Below are 21,134 nucleotides of genomic sequence, written 5' to 3' on the forward strand. Positions count from 1 at the left end.
GAACGTGAAGCCAGAAGTCCTTTCCTGATCCATAGGGAAGGACTTTTTGGTATCTACATAGTTGAGTAGTGATACGTTATCTGTAATATCAGTTCTTCTTAAAAAACTCCCCAAAACCTAAACTTTATCCGCTTGTTGCACGCGACCTCGTTATCTATACTTAAATAAGAATATCGATTATCTATATCATATGTATCTTGTTCAGACATCTTTTCAAAATAGGCTCCAGCACAAGGAGGATATCTATGAACACTATTCAATTATCAGACTTAACATTAGATCAGAAAATCGGACAATTATTTGTATGTGGATTTCATACCAATGTACCGAACGAACATATTACAGAATTGATCGAAAAATATCATGTCGGTGGAGTGATTTATTTTCGGCGTAATATAGGAACAGCTCGCCAGATTACAGACCTTTCCACAGGGTTACAGCAGATTGCTCAGAGGCAGGGATTACCACCGTTATTGATAGCGATCGATCAAGAAGGCGGAATGGTGAGCCGAATCGATCAAGATGGAATGAGTCTGATTCCGGGCAATATGACTCTTGGGGCAGTAAATGATGTGGCATTAACGGCAGCCGCTTCAGCGATCAGTGCGCGTGAATTACGTACATTAGGAATTAATTTGAATTTTGCGCCTTGTGTCGATGTGAATAATAATCCTCGTAATCCAGTGATTGGCGTCCGTTCTTATTCTGAAAAGCCTGAAGTAGTAGCTATTCATGGAGCCGCCGCTATTCAAGCGATTCAGCAAGAGTATGTAGCTGCTACAGCCAAGCATTTTCCAGGGCATGGAGATACTGAGGTGGATTCTCATTATGGATTAGCTTCTGTACCTCATGATAAATTACGCTTAGAACAGATTGAATTATTACCTTTTCGTTCAGCGATAGATGCAGGAGTCGATGTGATCATGTCGGCTCATGTTATTTTCCCTGCATTTGAACCGGAGCCTATTCCAGCTACATTGTCGCGTAAAGTACTAACCGATTTGCTTCGTATCGAGATGGGATTTGAAGGATTAATTGTGACCGATTGTCTGGAAATGCATGCGATTGCCAAGCATTTTCCGATACCACAAGCGACTGTTATGGCAGCTCAAGCCGGAGCAGACCTATTGCTGGTGAGTCATACATTAGAGCACCAGATCGCTGCGATTGAAGCGATTAAAGAAGCGGTGCAACAAGGTCAGTTATCTGAAGCTCAAATCGATGCTTCAGTCGAGCGAATACTATCACTCAAAGCCAAACATCAGATGGATGCAGCACCTTATACGATAGAAGAGTGGACACAGCGCTTAGAACCTGAACCGATCGAACCGGTGTTGCGTGAAATTGCAGAGCGTAGTATTACATTAGTCAAAGACGAAGGGCAATTGCCTTTGCAACCGGATGATAAGGTACTCATTATATGGCCACAGGTGACGCGTCTAACCGAAGTGGATGAGCCGACAGGGCATGATGTCAGTTTTGCTCAAGCTCTTAATAGCTATGGGATCGATGCAACTCAGATTACGATAGATGCTCGCCCGGAACCGGAAGAGATTCAGCAAGTATTAGCAGAAGCAATCCATTATCCCAAAGTGATCTTTGCAGCGTATACATCATCGGGTCTGTTACCACTCGGTCAAGCAGAACTCGCCCGTCAATTGTCTCTTTTGACAGATACTGCATTGATTGTGGCTTCTGTACGTAATCCTTATGATCTGAATGATCTTCCTGAGATCAAGACGTATATCTGTAGTTATGAAAATCGGAAGTATGCGGTAGAAGCTTTGGCAGCTGTAATTGCAGGGGTTAAGCCAGCGCTAGGAAAATTACCAGTGAGCTTAAATGAGCAATATCAGGTTCAAATATAGAAGAGTAGTTGTCAAAATAGGTTATTGCATTTATTTGTGGTAAAGTATAATTAATGACGTTTTCTGAGCACATCATGTAGTCAAAAACAGTCTATTCATCGCTGATGGATAAGGCTGTTTTTTATGTGATTTTTCTGCGGAATAGATGTGACTGAAGTGTGAACAGATACGTATGTTGTAAGGTTTCTTAAGGAAGAGAGAAACTTTTCAAGGTTTGGCGCGTCTTATTAATGTGCCAATTCGGGGGAAACACCATCTTTTTAGAAGTGAATTACAGTAAATTGCTATGAGAAGGAGCCTAATAATGAAATTCAAGAAGACTTTACTAATTGCATTACTCGCTGTAGCTCAGACTGTTGCGACTGTTCCAGGAGCGCAAGTGCATGCTGCTGAAGGCGATGTGGATAGCAGTATCGTACAAGATGTCTACAATGATACTCAAGGGACTGTAGGAGATGATACTACAGTAACTGATCCTAATGCAGTTACAGATCCTAACGCAGTGACTGATCCGACGACAGATCCTGCTGGAACAACAGGTGATGGTACAGTGCCAACGGTTCCTACAACACCACCTACTACAGTTACACCGCCAGTAACTACACCAACAACACCTACCGTGGTGAATGATGTGTATTCGGCTGGACCTAACAAAGTTATTTTTATGATGAACTCTAATCAAATTTATCAAGATGGTAAATTATACTTTTCAGATCAACCTATGGCTGTGAAAAGTGGAGTATCTTACGTATCGGTTCGCGCACTTGTGACCCGTGTCGGTCTGAAGCTTACATACGACGCTAAGACCAAAGAAACGATCATGCAAAAAGATGGTAAAGAATTACGTTTCAAAACAGACAGTAAGTACTACACTGTAAATGGTGTGAACACCTTGATGAAAGGTCCAGCATTCCAACAGAAAAATGTATTTATGGTTCCTTTGACTTCTATTACTCAAGCTCTAAATATTCCTTATACAGTACAAGGTAAATTAGTTGTATTGGATTTGGTTGTTAAACCAACAGCTTCCTTTACAGTTTCCCCTACTGCGATTTATGCAGGTCAAACATTAGTAACGTACAAAACACAATCTAAAACGTCTGATGGCAGTCCTATTGCTAATGAAACATGGACAGGACGCGAAGACATTTTTGCAGAAGCAGGTCCTCATGTGATCACGTATTCTGTTATGGATTCGTCAGGACAATGGAGTGATCCTTACACGGTTACCATCAACGTGCTTCCTCCTAACCAACCCCCTGTAGCGATGTTCAATACCAATCAAGAAACGTATCGTATGGGTGAATTGGTTACTTATACAGATATGAGTACTGATGATGAGAATGCTATCAATGCAGGCTTAACTAAATGGGATAACAAACAATTAGCGTTCTTTACACCAGGTCCACAGACAATCACATTGACTGTAACCGACAAACACGGTGCAACAGGAACATATAGCAAAACGATTAATGTAACGGATCAAACATTATATTCGGCTGAAGACTTCTATCCATTATTTACACCAATCGGAGATTCATTCGACTTTAACGGTTCTGTCGTTCCAACATGGGCAACCGTAACCAATGCTCAAGTCAATGATGATCCAAGTCGTCTGATTCGTAGTAACAGTCCTGAACGTGTATTGACTAAAGGTATTGTGTATCAAGAATACGCTACTGGCGCTACACGCTTTATGGTGCATCATTTGAACGAAACCGGTAGTAGCAAAAAAATGTATGTTGTAGCAACGAATCCGAATGCTACACCAGCAACATTGAATATTCAAGCTCTTGGTTTTGGTGGACCGAATCCTTATGCTACAGCAGTAGGTAAAGTTTCTGTTCAACGTTATTTCCAATCGATGCAATCAGGTGCAGAAGCACAATCTGTTGTTCTACAACCTGGACAAAGCCAAGTTATCTTTAACCAACTTAGTGCTACAGCAATGAAAAACGATACAGTTATTTCATTGTTCGGCGATCTAGTAAGTGATTCTAATGTACAATATACAGTGATGATGATTGATGAAAATCAAGATCCGATCGCTGCATTAGCTACAGAACCTAAGCTAGACCGCGATGGTATCCACAACCGTGGTACGTATGACAATGCTGTACGTAATATCCATGTTGCTGACTTGATCGGTAACACAACGATTCGTATGCCAATCGGAGACAACAACAGTGACCCTAACTTAATGGGTACAGATCCATTGTCAATGACTGAAGCTTCTAACGCAGGTAACTTTGGTGTATTGTACAAAATCAAGCTAGACATGGTTGCGCCAAACACGATGATTTCCTTTAATGCTCGTGGTGGTCGTTACTCAGGTTACATGTATGTAAACGGAGCAGTAACAGCAATCAAAAATAACGGTGCAGCAACAACAGCAAATGATAATGTTGTTCTATATCGTACAGGAACATTAGATACAGAAGCCGTGGAATTGTGGTTTACAGCAGCACCTGGTAGTAACTTGCCAGTTAACTTGTTATTCACACAATTGCCAGCTAAAAAACAATAATTCTCAAATCAAAAGCTCGAATCAGTGAATGCTGATTCGAGCTTTTTTGATGTGCTACGATAATTGCTGATTTTGGTCAGAATCAATTGACGATTGAGCCTAAATAAGGCATGATGGAGAAATGTGTATGCAGGTGGAAGTAAGCTTCAATTAGTAACGTAATCGCCATAAACTTTTGACGAATTATTGCGCATCGTATACGGTTATGTTGTATAATAGTTATTATTACGAATAATAAGATAAATAGTTTAGAATAGAAAAGATAGATTAGGACAGGAGGAATAACTCATGCTGTCGACAGAACAAATCATCGATACCATGGCAGGACAGGGATTGCGAATAACCGATCAACGTCGTACATTAGCTCGTTTATTTGCAGAAGCTCCTGGGTATCTGACCGCTAAAGATGTATATGACTATATGGGTAAAAAATACAGTGGACTTAGCTTTGATACAGTCTATCGTAATTTACGTGTGATGCAGGAGCTAGGTGTGTTAGAACAGATCGTTTTCGAAGATGGTGTTAAATTTAAAAGCCATTGTAGTCAGGATCGCCATCATCATCATATGATCTGCTTACAATGTGAGAAAACGTACCCGATTGCTTTTTGCCCGATGGATATGACAGATATGCCGGAACAATTTGAAGTGGTTAAACACAAATTTGAAGTGTTCGGTTATTGCAAAGACTGTCGTAAAGAAATGGGTGCCGGAGATGGTAAAGAAGGTCCAACGCTACATCTAAAGCAATCTCATTATGATACACATGAACATGCAGGTAAAAGCCAGTGAAGCCAAAATTGAGTCGTCGTGCGGTACAGGCGCCGATCCATGTGTATCGCAAATTCATTTCACCACTTAAACCTCCAACATGTCGTTTTTATCCGACTTGTTCTCAATATGCACTCGAAGCGATCGAGATTCATGGTGTGGCCAAAGGCATCGGATTAGCTGCTAAACGGATAGGAAAATGTCATCCTTTTCATCCGGGAGGGTTTGATCCTGTACCACCAGCTAAATCCAAAGTGAAATCAGCCTCATCAGTCACCAATCAGGAACAGCAAAATGCTTGACAGGTGATTTGGAAGTTCGGTATATTCATAACATCAAATATCATTTCCTGTGAATGGATAAGTAGATGGAAAAAGCGCCAGTACAGAGAGCCGGAGTAGCTGGGAACCGGTATGGTGAGCGTCATCGAATATGGTCCGGGAGGAACTGTGGTCAAGCATATTCGGTTGTATCGATATGTAAGGCTTCAGCGTGAACCAGCGTTAATGGGCAGTCTGCTAAAGACTGATAGAGTCTACTTTTGCAAAGAAGTAGAGAATTTGGGTGGTAACGCGTGAGTCTATGCTCTCGTCCCATATAGGGGCGAGGGCTTTTTTGCGTCCAGATATGGAAATAACATGATAGTGATTTAACAATATTGAAGGAGGAATTATAATGACAGCCAAACCTACTTTTTATCTAACAACACCTATCTATTATCCAAGTGACAAATTGCATATCGGTCATGCCTATACAACCGTAGCCGGTGATGCTATGGCTCGTTACAAGCGCTTAAGAGGATATGAAGTTCGCTATCTAACAGGAACAGATGAACACGGACAAAAGATTGAACGTAAAGCTTTAGAAAAAGGACAGACTCCTCAACAATTTATTGATGGTGTAGTAGAAGGCATCAAAAAGTTATGGGATCAATTAGACATTTCATATGATGATTTTATTCGTACGACAGAAGAACGCCATAAGATTGTGGTACAAGAAATCTTTGATCGATTGCTGAAGCAAGGTGATATCTATAAAGGTGAATATGAAGGCTGGTATAGTATTCCAGATGAGACGTATTACACAGAAACGCAAATTGTAGATATCGAACGTAATGCAGACGGTGAGATTATCGGTGGCAAAAGCCCGGATAGTGGACATCCTGTAGAATTGGTGAAAGAAGAATCTTATTTCTTCCGTATGAGCAAATATGCAGACCGTTTATTAAAATACTATCAAGACAACCCTGAATTTATTCAACCCGAATCTCGCAAAAATGAAATGATTAATAACTTTATCAAGCCAGGACTTGAAGACTTAGCCGTTTCGCGTACAACCTTTGAGTGGGGCGTACAAGTCAAAGGTGATCCTAAGCATATCGTCTATGTATGGATCGATGCTTTATCTAACTACATTACAGCTCTAGGATATGGAACCGATAATCCAGAATTATTTAATAAGTTCTGGCCAGCAGATATTCATCTGGTAGGTAAAGAAATCGTACGTTTCCATACGATCTATTGGCCGATTATGTTGATGGCACTTGATCTACCGTTGCCGAAAAAAGTATTTGGTCATGGTTGGTTACTGATGAAAGACGGCAAAATGTCCAAGTCTAAAGGGAATGTAGTAGATCCAGTCACATTGATCGAGCGTTACGGTCTAGATTCACTGCGTTACTACTTGCTACGCGAAGTGCCTTTCGGTTCAGATGGTACATTTACACCGGAGAGCTTTGTCGATCGTGTCAATTCAGATCTAGCAAATGATCTAGGTAACTTGCTTAACCGTTCGGTAGCTATGGTCGATAAGTATTGTAGTGGTACCATTCCTGCTTATCCAGGTCGTGTGCTTGAAGTCGATGGTACGTTAGAAGATATTGCTGCACAAACGATAGAAAAAGTAGAAAATGCATTTGAACACTTAGAGTTTTCTGTAGCTTTGACGGCAATTAGCCAATTGATTAGTCGTACCAATAAATATATCGATGAGACACAACCGTGGGTTCTTGCCAAAGACGAAGCTAACCAACCACAATTGGATTCGGTAATGTATCATTTGGTGGAAACATTGCGGATTGTATCTGTATTATTACAACCGTTCTTAACACGTGCACCGAAAAAAATCTGGGCACAACTTGGAATAGCAGAAGGCGAACTTACCGCTTGGGAAAGTATTCGTTCGTATGGTCAGATTCCAGCAGGTACAGTTGTAGTGAAAGGCGATCCTATTTTTCCTCGTCTAGATAGCAAAGAAGAAGTGGCTTATATCGTAGAAGCAATGGGTGGCGTATTAACAGCTGCTGCTGAAGCAACACCAACAGCTGCTGCTGAAGCAACACCAACAGCTGCTGCTGAAGCAACACCAACAGCTCCAACGACTTCCGCACCTGTAGAGGTAGAAGAGCAACAAGCGCCTGAGATTAGTATAGACGACTTTGCTAAAGTGGAACTACGCGTAGCTCAAGTGATCTCAGCAGAGCCTGTTAAAAAGGCAGACAAACTGCTTAAATTACAATTGGATCTAGGAACAGAGCAACGCCAAGTGGTATCCGGTATTGCGAAGTTCTATACACCGGAAGAATTAGTCGGACGCAAAGTCATCTGTGTAACTAATCTCAAACCTGTTAAATTACGCGGAGAAGAATCTAGAGGTATGATTTTGGCAGCTTCTCATGGCGATCAATTGACACTAGCGACGGTTCCAGACGGTATGCCTAACGGTGCAATTGTTAAATAAATAAGGCTTAAATGATCAGGTAGAGCCTTCCGTGGAACAGCATATATGGTGTACACATGGAAGGTTCTTTCTATCGTTTGAACTATGTGCAAAACTTGCCAACTCATGCGAATTAAATGTATGATTATTGAATCAATATTTGCCAAATGAATACAGTATGTAGTGAAAAAGGGGGAGCAAGATGCCAACGCCCAGTATGGAGGATTATTTAGAGCGCATTTATAAATTAATCGATCAAAAGGGATATGCGCGTGTCTCGGATATTGCAGAAGGGTTAGAAGTACATCCTTCGTCCGTTACAAAAATGATCCAAAAATTAGATAAAGATGAATATTTGATTTATGAGAAGTACCGGGGATTAGTGCTGACAAGCAAAGGAAAAAAGATGGGCAAACGTCTTGTAGAACGCCATCAATTGCTTGAAGATTTCCTGAATGTAATCGGTGTTAACCCGGATTATATATACAAAGATGTAGAAGGTATAGAGCATCATTTAAGTTGGAATTCGATTACTCAAATCGAAACATTGTTAGAATACTTCCGTCGTGATCCTTCACGTGTGGAAGCGCTACAGAATCTGCAAAAAGAGCTGATTAGCGACTCGTAAGGCAGGCATCTGTCGATCACTTGGCAGATGTCTTTTATTTTGTTCGCAACTTTGGTACCCGTCAGTCGTCTAATGATATAAGCACCAAGCAACGATTTACTGGAGGTTTTAAATTTATGAAAATGGTTCGTGTTATCGCTGTATTTTTAGTATTGTTGATGATTGTCCCTTCGATCAGTAGTACACTTCATGCCGCAGATTCGGATATTAAGATCATGCTCGATGGAGAACAGATACAAGGGGATGCTGCTCCTTACATAACCAGCAAGAGCAATGTAACCATGGTTCCTTTACGTCTAGTGAGTGAAAATTTGAAAGCCAAAATCGCCTGGAATCAATCCACAAGCACAGTCACGATCACGAGTGATAAGCAAGTACTGGTACTGACTTCAGGTCAGAATACAGCAACGATTGATAACAAGTCAGTAAGCTTAGATGCTTCAGTTGAAATGAAAAACGGTCGTGTCATGGTTCCGCTACGGTTTATCGGTGAAGGTCTGGGTCTTGATGTGAATTGGGATCAAGCCAATCGTACCGTAAATTTAGCGACAAGTAGCTATCAAGGTACAGGCAGTAAAAATAACAGTAGCAAGCCTTCTACACCAGCTACTACCAATACAGGAACAACAGATAATAGTAACAGTGGCAAAGCGCCAACAAGCACAGTAGCCAAAGACGGACTTCGTGGTGCATGGATTTCTACCGTGTACAATCTAGATTGGCCAGCGACATCAGGTGCAACCAAGCAAAAACAAGAATTTTCAAAATTGTTAGATGATCTACAAGGGATGGGCATCAATGCAGTATTCGTACAGGTTCGTCCTGCTGGAGATGCATTATACAAATCATCACTTATGCCATGGTCGAAATATCTTACAGGAACACAGGGGAAAGATCCGGGTTATGATCCTGTAGAATATATGGTTGCTGAAGCTCATAAACGTGGGATGGAGTTCCACGCATGGTTTAACCCGTTCCGTGCTACAACAGATGCTAACACCAGTAAGCTTGCAAGCAACAATGTAGTATTAAAGCATCCTGATTGGGTGATTAAGTTTGATAATAAATATTATCTCAATCCGGGGATTCCAGCTGCACGTCAATCAGTCATTGATACTGTGATGGAAGTCGTCAACAACTACGATATCGACGGTGTACATTTAGATGACTATTTCTATCCATATTCAGAGACAGCTTCTAACAAATTCGGTGATGACAGCACCTATGCTAGTTATAACAGTGGTAAATTCAAAACCAAAGCGGATTGGCGTCGTGGTAATATCAATAGCTTTGTGCAACAGCTCAACACATCGATTCATAATTCCAAACCTGCTGTGAAATTCGGAATCAGTCCTTTTGGTGTATGGCGTAATAAATCATCCGATATCACAGGATCAGATACTAAAGCAGGTGTAACTGCTTATGACACTACCTATGCAGATACACGCACATGGATCAAAAACGGCTGGATCGATTATATCGCTCCGCAAGTCTATTGGAGTATGACACTTCCTGTAGCTCGTTATGATAAAGTGGTAGACTGGTGGGCAAATGAAACTAAAAATACAGGTGTAGATCTGTATATCGGTCACGCCCTTTACAAAATCAGCACTCCTGAAATTGGCTGGAGCAGTTCTAATGAGATCATCAACCAGCTCAAATACAACGAGAAATACAGTAATATCAAAGGCAGTATTTTCTTTAGCGCTAAAGATTTGAAAAAGAATCCGCAAGGTGTATTAGCGAAATTGCGTTCATACTGGGGATTGTAAAATAGCAGAAGAGTAGAAAAAGAGATTTCATCAGCCGTTACAATAGGCGATGGAATCTCTTTGTTTGATTGGAAAAGAAATATTGATAAATTAGAACATTAAAATTTGAGAGCATCATAGTCAGACAGCAAAGAAAAAGCATGATCTGTTCCTCTGTGAGAAGGAAAAGTCATGCTTTTTCTTGATAGATATAATCAGCTTTATTGCAACAATAGCTATACAGAACTGATCTACATTCTATTTATTAATTTAATGAAATTTAGGCGCTTCATCATCGTCTTTACCTTTGTTACCTTGAATAACTTGAAAAGGATAATTCTTTTTCGGCTTGGATTGATGACTATTCGATGGTCTAGCAGAAGTGGTTTTGTAATTGTTTTTTTGTGAGCCGTTCATCTTGGCCATGGTACGTGCAGAAGGTTTGACTTTAGGCCCTTGATAACTTCGACCAGACATACCAGAAGCTGACCGCATTACCAAAAATAAAACGACAATCAAGATGATCGGTACAATGAGATTCGCCCAATTGTACGTTGCAGGAGAAGCCACCATTTGGAATATTTCAAGAAACAGCCCGACCGCACCTAGCAGAATAGCAACTCCAAATACAATCAGTTGAACAGGTGATTTTCTCATTTTATTATCATCATCCTTTCACAGGGTCAGGAGAAGCAGTAGTCACTGCCGAACGCACATGTTGTTGTTCAAGCGCAGCGTCTAATTCACGCATACGGTTAAATGAAGCAATTGAAACTTCGATCTGATCCAGTGTCGGTTCTTTGGTCGTTAACAATTGTAACCATAACCCCGGATATCCTAAATACCGTAGAACGGGTACTTCACGTAAGCTATTCGTAAATTTCAAAAATTCAAACGAAACTCCGATAACGACAGGCAACAAAACGATACGCTGTATAATCCGCTCGGTGAGGCTATCCCAACTAAACAGTGCGTAGATAATGACTCCGATAATAACGGTTAATATAATAAAACTGCTTCCACAGCGATAATGTAGACGACTATATTTTTGTACATTTTCAGGGGTTAACTCTTCGCCGTGTTCATAAGCTGTAATGACTTTATGTTCAGCACCATGATACTGAAAGAGTCGCTTAATCATCGGTGTCTGTGAGATCGCCCAGAGATAGATTAAGAGCAAAATAATTTTGATAACACCTTCAAGTAAGGTATGCAGTGCATGATTATCGAAGGCTCTACCAAATAATAAACTTTCTACAAATACGGGAACGAGTGTGAATACAAGCTTACCTACAATGAGTGAAAGGATACCCACTACTGCAACACCAAGCATCATACTAAGACTCATTTTGGATTCTTCTTTTTGCTTCTGTTCTGCATATTCTTCAGGGCTCATCTGATCTTCTGAATACGCATCGGCTGCATAATTGAGATGTTTGGAGCCTTTGGCACTTGAATCAATCAAACTTATAATTCCTCGCAACAATGGAATGCGGCGTAATGTTTTGACCCATGACTTATCTTGTCTAGGTACTTCTAAAAAGGTGATTTCACCATCTTTACGTCTTACAGCTGTCACATTCACATTTTTTCCGCCGAACATAACGCCTTCTATTACTGCTTGGCCGCCATAGCTCGGAGGAGCAGATTGTTTTGACAAGTACAGTCACCCTTCCGTAGTTCGACATTACCGTTATTTACGAAATGCCTGATCAAGCTTATCTATTGATCTATAATTGCTAGAAATAAGCCTATCCTTTAATTGTAGCGGATTTGGCTGATTTTTACCAGAATACGCTATCAGCAAGCTAGATAGAATAGATAAGATATTCTACTGCCTATTCTCAAAATTGCAATTGGTATGGTAAAATAATTTTTGGCTATTTCTCATTTTACATTTGTCCAAAATGATCACAATACGAGGATACACAGAACCAAGCAGATATCGTGTTTTATTCTAAAATGCTGAAGGGGAGAGATGTAATTGAGTACACAACGTTTAAATAAGTTACGTCAAGCGATGCAAGAACAACAGTTAGAAGCCTTACTAATTACAAGTAGTGTGAACCGCAGATATTTGACAGGGTTTACAGGTTCGGCAGGTTATGTGCTTGTCACTGCGCAAGAAGCTTACTTATTGACTGATTTCCGTTATATGACTCAAGCGCCAGAACAAGCTACTGCTTTTTCAGTGGTAGAACATTCTGCAAATGTAGTCGATACGATGAAAGAATTGTTGGCTAAAGGCAATATCAGCAAACTTGGATTTGAACAAGATTTGGTGCCTTATAGCAGATACGCAATGTACAGCAAGCATTTAGCACCTGTTGAGCTAGTTCCTGTATCTGGCATCATGGAAGAAATTCGTAATTTCAAAGATGCTGAAGAGATTGCAATTATTGAGAAAGCAACAGATATTGCAGATCGTACATTCAGTCATATTTTGAACTACATCAAGCCAGGGGTAACCGAGCAAGAGATCGAACTCGAAATGGAATCCTTTATGCGCCGTCTAGGAGCTACAGGCACTTCATTTGAAACGATTGTTGCATCGGGTGAACGTTCTGCTTTACCTCATGGTGTGGCCAGTGAAAAAGTTATCGGGGCAAATGAATTTGTCACTTTGGACTTTGGTGCGATTTATCAAGGATATGTATCGGATCTTACACGTACTGTTTTTGTAGGTACACCGACAGATGAGCATCGCAAAATTTACAATATCGTACTGGAAGCACAGTTGAATACGCTTAAACACCTAAAACCGGGTATGAGCGGTAGAGATGCAGATGCACTAGCACGTGATGTGATTGCTTCTCATGGTTACGGTGACGCATTTGGACACAGTACAGGTCATGGTATCGGTATGGAAGTACATGAAGAACCTCGCCTTTCTAAAATGAGCGATACGGTATTATCTCCAGGTATGGTGGTAACTGTAGAACCGGGAATTTATATTCCAGGCTTCGGTGGAGTACGGATTGAAGATGATGTGTTGATAACAGAAGACGGTATTCGTGTGTTAACGCATTCGACCAAAGAATTTACGATTTTACCGGTATAACGAAAAGTTTATCCTGTTATGCAGGATGATGACTATCATTTGCCGAATAAAATACCTGTATATGATGATATAGTATCCGATTGATATGGGGTATAGTACAATATATAGGCTTCATAGAATTATGCAAGAGACCAGCTTTACCACATCTGAGGAGGCGTTATTTTGATTTCAGTAAATGATTTTAAAACAGGTTTGACCGTAGAAGTAGAAGGAAATATTTATTCCGTTTTGGAATTCCAACACGTAAAACCGGGTAAAGGCGCAGCATTCGTGCGTTCTAAATTGAGAAACTTGCGTAACGGTAACGTAGTAGAACGTACTTTCCGTGCAGGTGAAACTATCGCTCGTGCTCAAATCGAAAACCGTGGCGTTCAATATTTGTATGCAAGTGGTGACGAGCATGCATTTATGGACAACGAAACATACGATCAATTCGAATTGAACTCCAAACAATTGGAATGGGAATTGAAATTCTTGAAAGAAAACATGACCGTTAACATCGTTAGCTATCAAGGTGAAATTCTTGGAATTAACTTGCCAACAAGCGTAGAGTTGGCTGTTACAGAAACAGAGCCAGGAATCAAAGGTAACACTGCAACAGGCGCAACTAAAAATGCAAAATTGGAAACAGGACATACGGTTCAAGTGCCTATGTTTATCAACGAAGGTGACATTCTAATCATCGATACTCGTGAAGGTAAATACGTTTCTCGCGCATAGAACTTATTATTGTACAAGTGAAAGAATGAGTGGCTTTGATGCCTGCTCATTCTTTTTTTAGAATCAAATTACGATAAGGAGTGCCTATATGGACAATTTTGAAGTCTTTTTTGATATACATATTTCCTATATAGATCAACTATTACAACATGAGCTAGACATCACGTCAGCCGATATAAAATCTTCTCATTTTTATGATCAAGCTACAGCGAAAGATATAGAATGGTACGATATTGATTCGTTCTCAACCTTTTTATTACGTGCAGGTACAGGAACTATATTGTTTAAAGTCATTGAACTAGGTATAGAATTAAAAGAAGTATTAACTGTTATTTCATCAGATGGAGAATATATTACGATAGAATTTAATTTTAGAGATACAGAGTTGATGTATGAGGGTGTATTAGACTCGAAGAAATGCTTACATATGCTTACCTACTTCCAAAAATGGATAGAACCATATCACATAAACGCTATCACATTTGGACATGAACCTGCTACAGATAAGGATATGTGCTTGATTGAGATCACAGAACATACTGTTCTATCGCAATCGATTATGGATCAATGGAGAATGAATAGACAGCATATAAAGCAGAATAATAATCTGTTATAGCTTTTTTTATTTACGGGTAGTACTTAACGCGTTCTCGTATTATACTGTTAAAGACTAAGCATGTTCATGCATTATTATGTATGAAACGCCTAAATACGCTGTTCAATCCGGGTAGAATATGGAAGAGATAACATACCCGTATCATGTAGGGAGTGAAGAGGTCTTGGCTTTGTATGTTATGAAATTCGGTGGTAGTTCCGTTGGGGATACCGAGCGCATGCAACGTGTAGCAAAGCGCATTGTTGAGAAGCAAGATGAAGGGCACGACTGTGTAGTAGTTGTTTCAGCGATGGGAGATACAACAGATGATTTGATTGATCAGGCACGTCTGCTCAATCCGAATCCACCTGCTCGTGAAATGGATATGTTGATGACAACAGGTGAGCAGATTTCGATGGCGATGTTATCGATGGCGATTCAGCATCTAGGTCGAGAAGCGGTATCTTTCACCGGCTGGCAAGCAGGTTTTGAGACAGAAGCAGAACATGGTAAGGCACGCATTCGGAATATTCAGCCTGAACGTGTACTGAAAGCAATCGGCGCAGGTAAGATCGTGATCGTTGCTGGATTCCAAGGCATTACAGCCGAAGGTGAGATTACAACATTTGGACGTGGAGGTTCGGATACGACAGCTGTTGCATTGGCAGCTGCAATCCATGCCGATACTTGCGAGATTTATACCGATGTCGATGGAATTTATTCTACCGATCCACGGATTGTTAAATGTGCTCGCAAACTAGAAGAAATATCTTATGACGAAATGCTAGAACTGGCAAATCTAGGTGCGGCGGTACTTCATCCGCGTGCTGTAGAATATGCGAAGCATAACAATGTACGACTCGTTGTGCGCTCTAGCTTTAACTATAATGAAGGAACCGTTGTGAAGGAGGAGACAACTATGGAACAGGGAGCAGTCGTCAACGGCATTGCTTATGATAAAAATGTAGCACGTCTTACAATCCGTGGTGTTGCTGATCTACCGGGAGTACTTGCAAAAATGTTCGGAGAACTAGCAACGGCCAAGATCGATGTCGATCTGATCGTACAGAGCGGTGTATTAGATGGCAAAGCAGACTTTTCCTATACCGTGAGTCTGGCGGATCGTGAACGTGCGCTTGCTGTGATGGAAAGCTTACGTAGCGAACTTCCTTTCAGTGAAGTTACTTCTGAAATTGATCTAGTTAAAGTATCGATCGTGGGTGCAGGTATGGTAAGTCACCCGGGTGTAGCAGCGCAAATGTTCGCTGCCATCTCTGCACAAGGTGTAAGTATCAAGATGGTAAGTACATCTGAGATCAAAGTATCCTGTGTCATCGAAGCCAGTCGCTTGCAAGATGTCGTGGCTGCACTTCATACAGCATACGGTCTGGATACCGAAGAACAAGCATTTGTAGGCGGTCCTCAAGATCGTCGTTAATCGTATATCAAAAGGGCAGAAACATTCGAAAAGAAAGAGTGTTTCTGCCCTTTTTTGCGAGAAGCTATCGCGCCGAATAAAACGAATTTTGAAAACGGCTAGGATGTGCTATAATACATAGCGTTATGTGTAACTTTCCGTGTACAACGGGCGATGAAGCCAAAGGAGTGAAAAATAGATGTTTAACTTAAATGAAATTAAAGAATTGATTCAATTGGTAGACGAGACATCTGTACAAGAAGTAGAAATCGAAAATGAAGGATCACGTCTAGTGATTCGCAAACCAAGCAAAGCTGAAACGGTATATGTACAGCAAGCGACAACTGCACCTGCTGCAACATCTCAAGTCGTGCAAGCGCCAGTTAATGCACCTACTACAACTTCTGCACCAACGACTCCGGAAGTAGACCCTTCTCTACATACGATTGTATCGCCTATGGTGGGAACGTTCTATCGTTCTTCTTCACCAGAAGCGGCTCCTTTTGTAAGTACGGGTGATAAAGTCAACGATAAATCCACTGTATGTATTATCGAAGCGATGAAGCTGATGAATGAGCTTGAAGCAGAGACAAACGGAACAATCGTAGAGATTTTGGCAGAAAATGGACAACTTGTTGAATACGGACAGCCATTATTTTTAGTAAAACCGGAATAAGCAAGGAACTGCTTTTGCCAAATCCCGGAGGAGGAAACGTAAAATGAAATTTCATAAAATACTGATAGCGAATCGTGGCGAAATAGCGGTTCGTATTATCCGTGCTTGCCGTGAGTTAGGCATAGCAACAGTAGCGGTTTATTCTGAAGCAGATCGCGAATCATTACATGTGCGTCTAGCAGACGAAGCTTACTGTATCGGACCCACTTTATCCAAAGACAGCTACTTGAACTTAACCAACTTAATGAGTGTTGCGACATTGACTGAATGTGATGCGGTTCACCCAGGGTATGGTTTCTTAGCTGAAAATGCAGATTTCGCAGAGATTTGTGAATCTTGCAATATTACGTTTATCGGACCATCTCCAGATGCGATTACACGTATGGGTGATAAGTCTGAAGCGAAGCGTACAATGATTGCCGCAGGCGTACCGGTTATCCCGGGTTCTGACGGAATTGTGGAAGACATGGATGAAGCGATTATAATCGCTCGTGAGATTGGATACCCTGTTATTATCAAAGCAACCGCAGGTGGTGGAGGTAAAGGGATTCGTCTTGCAGAAGATGAAGAATCATTGATCAAACAAATCACAGCGGCACAACAAGAAGCGCAAAAAGCTTTTGGTAATGGTGGCGTCTATTTAGAGAAATATTTAACGTCGATGAAGCATGTCGAAGTACAGATTATTGCGGATAAGCATGGTAATGCTGTTCATTTAGGTGAACGTGATTGCTCTGTACAACGTCGTCGTCAAAAGCTTGTCGAAGAAGCACCTTGTCCTGTATTATCTCCTGAATTGCGCGAAGAAATGGGCGCTGCGGCTGTACGTGCAGCAGTAGCTGTTAATTACTCGGGCGCAGGTACACTTGAGTTCTTGCTCGGACAAGATGGACAATTTTATTTCATGGAAATGAATACTCGTATTCAAGTTGAACATCCAGTAACAGAAATGGTTACAGGAATCGACTTAATCCAAGAAATGATTTCTGTTGCAGAAGGTAATCCACTTTCGTTCCGTCAAGATGAAGTGGTTATTAACGGCTGGTCGATGGAATGTCGGATCAATGCAGAAGACCCTGAGCGTAACTTTATGCCAAGTCCGGGTAAAATTGATTTCTACCTTGCTCCAGGTGGTCCAGGTGTGCGTGTAGATAGTGGTGCTTATCCAGGATATACAATTAGCCCTTACTACGATTCCATGATCGCTAAGTTGATTGTCTGGGCTCCAACCCGTGAACAAGCGATTGCGAAAATGAAGCGTGCATTAGATGAATTTGCGATTGAAGGGATTTATACTACGATTCCTTTCCATATGCGCCTACTGAATCATGAGACATTTGTACGTGGCGATTTTGACATCAAATTCCTTGAGGAAAATGAAGTTTAAGCTCGTTTGTCAATGAATCATTCACATGTTATATTTAGTTTACTTAGCAGGAGGTGTATAGATAAATATGAGTACGTTACCGACTGAATTTGAGCGGACAGATATAGGTGAGATTCAGATTGCTCCTGAAGTGATAGAAGTCATCGCTGGTCTAGCGACGATTGAAGTAAAAGGTGTAGCAGGTATGAGTGGTGGTTTTGCCGGTGGCATTGCTGAATTACTAGGTCGCAAAAATCTTTCCCGTGGTGTAAAAGTAGAAGTGGGACAACGTGAAGCAGCTGTAGACGTGTCTGTTATTGTTCATTATGGACATCGTCTGCCAGAAGTGGCAGCTGAGATTCAACGTAATGTCAAACGCTCGATCGAAACGATGACTGGCTTAATCGTAGTCGAAGTGAATGTGCAGATTCATGATGTGCATTTAGAGACAACGGAGAAGAACAGAAGCGAAGAAGTCGAATTTTCACAACGGGTCAAATAAGTACGAAAAGCAATCATAAACCCCCGACGTAACAGTCAGGGGTTTACTATAATGTAAAGGGGCTGCACACTCTTGGCTAAAATTATAGACAGACTGCTGTTGTTTATTTACAGCCTGAGCATTGGAATCTTGTCTGTGCTTGCAATCCTTTTACTAAGTGGCAAAGTGCCTGTAGAATTAAATGATCAGAACGAGCAGAATCTATACATTACGATCGTGATTGTAGCTGTTATCTTATTTTTGCTAAGTATCCGCTTTTTTTATCTATCAGTGCGTTCAGAGCGTGGGCATCATCACTCTGTACATCAACGGACAGAATTTGGCGATATTCAGATATCACTGGAAACGATTGAAAATATGTGCCTCAAATCAGCAGAACGTACAAAAGGTGTGCGCGATGTCAAAACACGTGTGCGTGTAATTGAATCCGGACTTGAAATTATGATTAGAGCGATCGTAGACGGTGAAAGTTCGATTCCTGAACTGACCGAAAATATGCAAAAAACCGTTCATGATCAAGTGGAAGAAATTACCGGTATTCCAGTGTCCTCGGTATCGGTATTTATAGCAAATATCGTTCAATCCCCTGCATTCAAAAGCAGAGTGGAGTAGAAGGGAGTTCTCCTTATGATATGGAAAGCCATCTGGGAAACTCACGGAGGACGGATAACAGGTGTAGCCGCAGGTCTATTGTGCGGAGTATTGTATTTGGTAGTTGGCTTTTGGGATATGTTGTTCTTTGCACTGTTAGTGTTCATAGGCTATAGCGTCGGCAAGCACAAAGATATGCGATTAGGCTCTGTGATTCCCTGGGAACGGGTGAATGCATGGATATCGGATCGCTGGCGCCCGTTTAAATGAACCTGTCATACATCATTCCCGGACCACGTATTGGATTATAAATTATACAGCCGGGCATGATGTACGACAGGTTTTTTGGTATGCTAGAGGAATGAACTTATGAATCGATAGATGCGAATAGGTTGTCGTGAGTAAAATATAATGAATTGAAAATAATAAGGTACACAGGATAGTAAGCTGACAATAGCAATAGCTGCTTATCCATACCGGGAGGAACCCAAGAATGAAAAGAAGATTAGCACGTGAGATCGTTGTACAAAGTTTGTATCAGATGGAAATGAACGATGTAAAAGCAGAAGAAGCAATCGAAATGATTTTGGAAGAAGCGGCTCAAGAAAACGAATCTGAAGTTGAAATTCGTGACGAAGCTAAATTAAAATCATATGTGCTTGATATCGTAAATGGTACATTTACAAACAAAGAAGCGATCGATCATCTATTGGAAGAATATTTGAAAGGCTGGCAGATCAGCCGTCTATCTCGTGTAGACAGTCAGATTTTGCGTCAAGCGGTCTATGAAATGGTATTCCATAATGATGTACCTGCCAAAGTCGCTGTCAATGAAGCGATTGAATTATCCAAACATTTTGGTACAGAAGAATCCGGTAAATTCGTTAACGGTGTTCTGGGTAAAATGATTCAAGACTTGGATAAACTCAAAGAAACACACACCAAAGCTGAGGCAGAAACGGAAACACAAGCTGAAGCCGAATAAGAAATTGGAATACAAAAGATCATCAGACATCAACGATAAACGTCAAGCAGTTGAACGATAAAACTTAATTTTCCGAACAGGTAAAGGAGCGATTATCATGACAGCAACAATTATCAATGGTAAGCAAATAGCAGAAGACATTCGTGAAGGTATCCGTCAAGAAATGGAACAATTGAAAACAACAGGTTTCCAACCGGGACTCGCTGTTGTACTTGTAGGTGAAGATCCTGCTTCACAAGTATATGTGCGCCATAAAGAAAAAGCTTGTCATGATCTTGGCTACTATTCTGAAGTACACCGTCTGCCATCAACGACTTCGCAAGAAGAATTGTTAGCGATGGTAGATCAACTGAATAAGCAAGAAAATATCAATGGTATTCTGGTACAACTTCCATTACCGAAGCAGATCGAAGAAAAAGCAATTATTAATGCGATTGCTCCTGAAAAAGATGTGGATGGTTTCCATCCGATCAGTGTAGGGAATCTGGTCATTGGTGATGATAGTCTGTTACCTTGTACACCTGCGGGCGTTATCGAATTAATCAAGCGTGCAGGCGTTGAGATTTCGGGTAAACATGCTGTGGTGATTGGACGTAGTAACATTGTAGGGAAACCTGTTTCTTTGTTGTTACAACGTGAGAATGCAACAGTGACTATGTGTCATTCCCGTACAAGCAATATGAAAGAGTTAGCGAAGCAAGCAGATATTCTGGTTGTAGCGATTGGTAAAGCCAACTTTGTCGATGCTAGTTATATCAAGCCAGGTGCTGTCGTAATCGATGTAGGTGTGAATCGTCTGGAAAATGGTAAGCTTGCCGGTGATGTTGATTTTGAAAGTGCTACACAAGTATGTGGTCCGATTACACCTGTTCCTGGCGGTGTAGGTCCAATGACGATCACGATGTTAATGCAGAACACTCTGGTCGCTGCCAAACGCGCTCACGGCTTGAAGTAAGGA

The 21,134-nt window shown here is 41.0% G+C and carries 20 protein-coding genes; 18 read left to right on the forward strand and 2 right to left on the reverse strand.

The genetic code is table 11. The features are described from left to right. Positions 1 to 245 precede the first annotated feature (245 nt). From nagZ to RCP16_RS04450, 7 genes are all read left to right on the forward strand, one after another. A complete protein-coding gene (nagZ, locus tag RCP16_RS04420; RefSeq protein WP_308641743.1) occupies positions 246 to 1,868 on the forward strand; it encodes a beta-N-acetylhexosaminidase in 1,623 nt (540 codons plus the stop codon). 304 nt (positions 1,869 to 2,172) lie between these two features. Beyond that, positions 2,173 to 4,395, forward strand: coding sequence for a stalk domain-containing protein (locus RCP16_RS04425; protein WP_308641744.1), 2,223 nt, complete (start codon positions 2,173 to 2,175; stop codon positions 4,393 to 4,395). A gap of 288 nt (positions 4,396 to 4,683) precedes the next feature. Further along, positions 4,684 to 5,187, forward strand: a complete 504-nt coding sequence (locus RCP16_RS04430) for a Fur family transcriptional regulator (RefSeq protein WP_069329087.1) — start codon at positions 4,684 to 4,686, stop codon at positions 5,185 to 5,187. After that, entirely contained in the window at positions 5,184 to 5,468 is a 285-nt protein-coding gene (yidD, locus tag RCP16_RS04435) for a membrane protein insertion efficiency factor YidD (RefSeq protein WP_175425219.1), read from the forward strand. The genes RCP16_RS04430 and yidD overlap by 4 nt, the downstream gene beginning before the upstream one ends. Positions 5,469 to 5,841: 373 nt before the next feature. Continuing rightward, the gene (gene metG / locus RCP16_RS04440) at positions 5,842 to 7,905 is read left to right on the forward strand and encodes a methionine--tRNA ligase (protein WP_308641745.1); all 2,064 of its coding nucleotides are present in this window, start codon (positions 5,842 to 5,844) and stop codon (positions 7,903 to 7,905) included. 181 nt (positions 7,906 to 8,086) lie between these two features. Then, positions 8,087 to 8,512, forward strand: a complete 426-nt coding sequence (gene mntR, locus RCP16_RS04445; RefSeq protein ID WP_069329089.1) for a transcriptional regulator MntR — start codon at positions 8,087 to 8,089, stop codon at positions 8,510 to 8,512. Between the two features lie 116 nt (positions 8,513 to 8,628). Beyond that, entirely contained in the window at positions 8,629 to 10,284 is a 1,656-nt protein-coding gene (locus RCP16_RS04450; RefSeq protein WP_308641746.1) for a family 10 glycosylhydrolase, read from the forward strand. A gap of 249 nt (positions 10,285 to 10,533) precedes the next feature. Here RCP16_RS04450 and RCP16_RS04455 read toward each other — a convergent pair whose 3' ends face one another. Next, positions 10,534 to 10,920, reverse strand: coding sequence for a hypothetical protein (locus RCP16_RS04455; RefSeq protein ID WP_137220684.1), 387 nt, complete (start codon positions 10,918 to 10,920; stop codon positions 10,534 to 10,536). A gap of 10 nt (positions 10,921 to 10,930) precedes the next feature. Next, positions 10,931 to 11,923 (reverse strand): DUF1385 domain-containing protein, encoded by a 993-nt coding sequence (locus tag RCP16_RS04460; protein WP_069329092.1) that lies wholly within the window; start codon positions 11,921 to 11,923, stop codon positions 10,931 to 10,933. A 324-nt stretch (positions 11,924 to 12,247) separates the two neighbouring features. Between RCP16_RS04460 and RCP16_RS04465 the strand changes: the two genes are divergently transcribed. The 11 genes from RCP16_RS04465 to folD all read left to right on the forward strand — a co-directional run bounded on the left by RCP16_RS04465 (position 12,248) and on the right by folD (position 21,131). Continuing rightward, positions 12,248 to 13,324, forward strand: a complete 1,077-nt coding sequence (locus tag RCP16_RS04465) for a M24 family metallopeptidase (protein WP_069329093.1) — start codon at positions 12,248 to 12,250, stop codon at positions 13,322 to 13,324. A 162-nt stretch (positions 13,325 to 13,486) separates the two neighbouring features. Continuing rightward, positions 13,487 to 14,044: an elongation factor P gene (gene efp, locus RCP16_RS04470; RefSeq protein WP_308641747.1), complete on the forward strand. Its 558-nt coding sequence runs from the start codon at positions 13,487 to 13,489 to the stop codon at positions 14,042 to 14,044. 88 nt (positions 14,045 to 14,132) lie between these two features. Continuing rightward, positions 14,133 to 14,660 carry a Cdi1I family immunity protein gene (locus tag RCP16_RS04475; protein ID WP_308641748.1) on the forward strand — a complete coding sequence of 176 codons (528 nt, stop codon included), beginning with the start codon at positions 14,133 to 14,135 and terminating at the stop codon, positions 14,658 to 14,660. Positions 14,661 to 14,823: 163 nt separating this feature from the next. Continuing rightward, the gene (locus tag RCP16_RS04480) at positions 14,824 to 16,077 is read left to right on the forward strand and encodes an aspartate kinase (protein WP_069329096.1); all 1,254 of its coding nucleotides are present in this window, start codon (positions 14,824 to 14,826) and stop codon (positions 16,075 to 16,077) included. Between the two features lie 178 nt (positions 16,078 to 16,255). Continuing rightward, the gene (gene accB, locus RCP16_RS04485) at positions 16,256 to 16,732 is read left to right on the forward strand and encodes an acetyl-CoA carboxylase biotin carboxyl carrier protein (RefSeq protein ID WP_069329097.1); all 477 of its coding nucleotides are present in this window, start codon (positions 16,256 to 16,258) and stop codon (positions 16,730 to 16,732) included. 43 nt (positions 16,733 to 16,775) lie between these two features. Continuing rightward, complete coding sequence (gene accC, locus RCP16_RS04490) at positions 16,776 to 18,119, forward strand: acetyl-CoA carboxylase biotin carboxylase subunit (protein WP_069329098.1); 1,344 nt, start codon at positions 16,776 to 16,778, stop codon at positions 18,117 to 18,119. A 67-nt stretch (positions 18,120 to 18,186) separates the two neighbouring features. After that, positions 18,187 to 18,600 (forward strand): Asp23/Gls24 family envelope stress response protein, encoded by a 414-nt coding sequence (locus RCP16_RS04495; RefSeq protein WP_069329099.1) that lies wholly within the window; start codon positions 18,187 to 18,189, stop codon positions 18,598 to 18,600. Positions 18,601 to 18,672: 72 nt separating this feature from the next. Continuing rightward, positions 18,673 to 19,212 (forward strand): alkaline shock response membrane anchor protein AmaP, encoded by a 540-nt coding sequence (gene amaP, locus RCP16_RS04500; protein WP_308641749.1) that lies wholly within the window; start codon positions 18,673 to 18,675, stop codon positions 19,210 to 19,212. Positions 19,213 to 19,227: 15 nt separating this feature from the next. Beyond that, entirely contained in the window at positions 19,228 to 19,461 is a 234-nt protein-coding gene (locus RCP16_RS04505) for a DUF2273 domain-containing protein (protein ID WP_069329101.1), read from the forward strand. A 223-nt stretch (positions 19,462 to 19,684) separates the two neighbouring features. Continuing rightward, a complete protein-coding gene (nusB, locus tag RCP16_RS04510) occupies positions 19,685 to 20,176 on the forward strand; it encodes a transcription antitermination factor NusB (RefSeq protein ID WP_069329102.1) in 492 nt (163 codons plus the stop codon). A gap of 97 nt (positions 20,177 to 20,273) precedes the next feature. Beyond that, positions 20,274 to 21,131 (forward strand): bifunctional methylenetetrahydrofolate dehydrogenase/methenyltetrahydrofolate cyclohydrolase FolD, encoded by an 858-nt coding sequence (gene folD, locus RCP16_RS04515; RefSeq protein WP_069329103.1) that lies wholly within the window; start codon positions 20,274 to 20,276, stop codon positions 21,129 to 21,131. The last annotated feature ends 3 nt before the right edge of the window (positions 21,132 to 21,134 follow it).

This window comes from Paenibacillus nuruki, from assembly GCF_963311185.1.
Lineage (GTDB): Bacteria > Bacillota > Bacilli > Paenibacillales > Paenibacillaceae > Saccharibacillus > Saccharibacillus nuruki.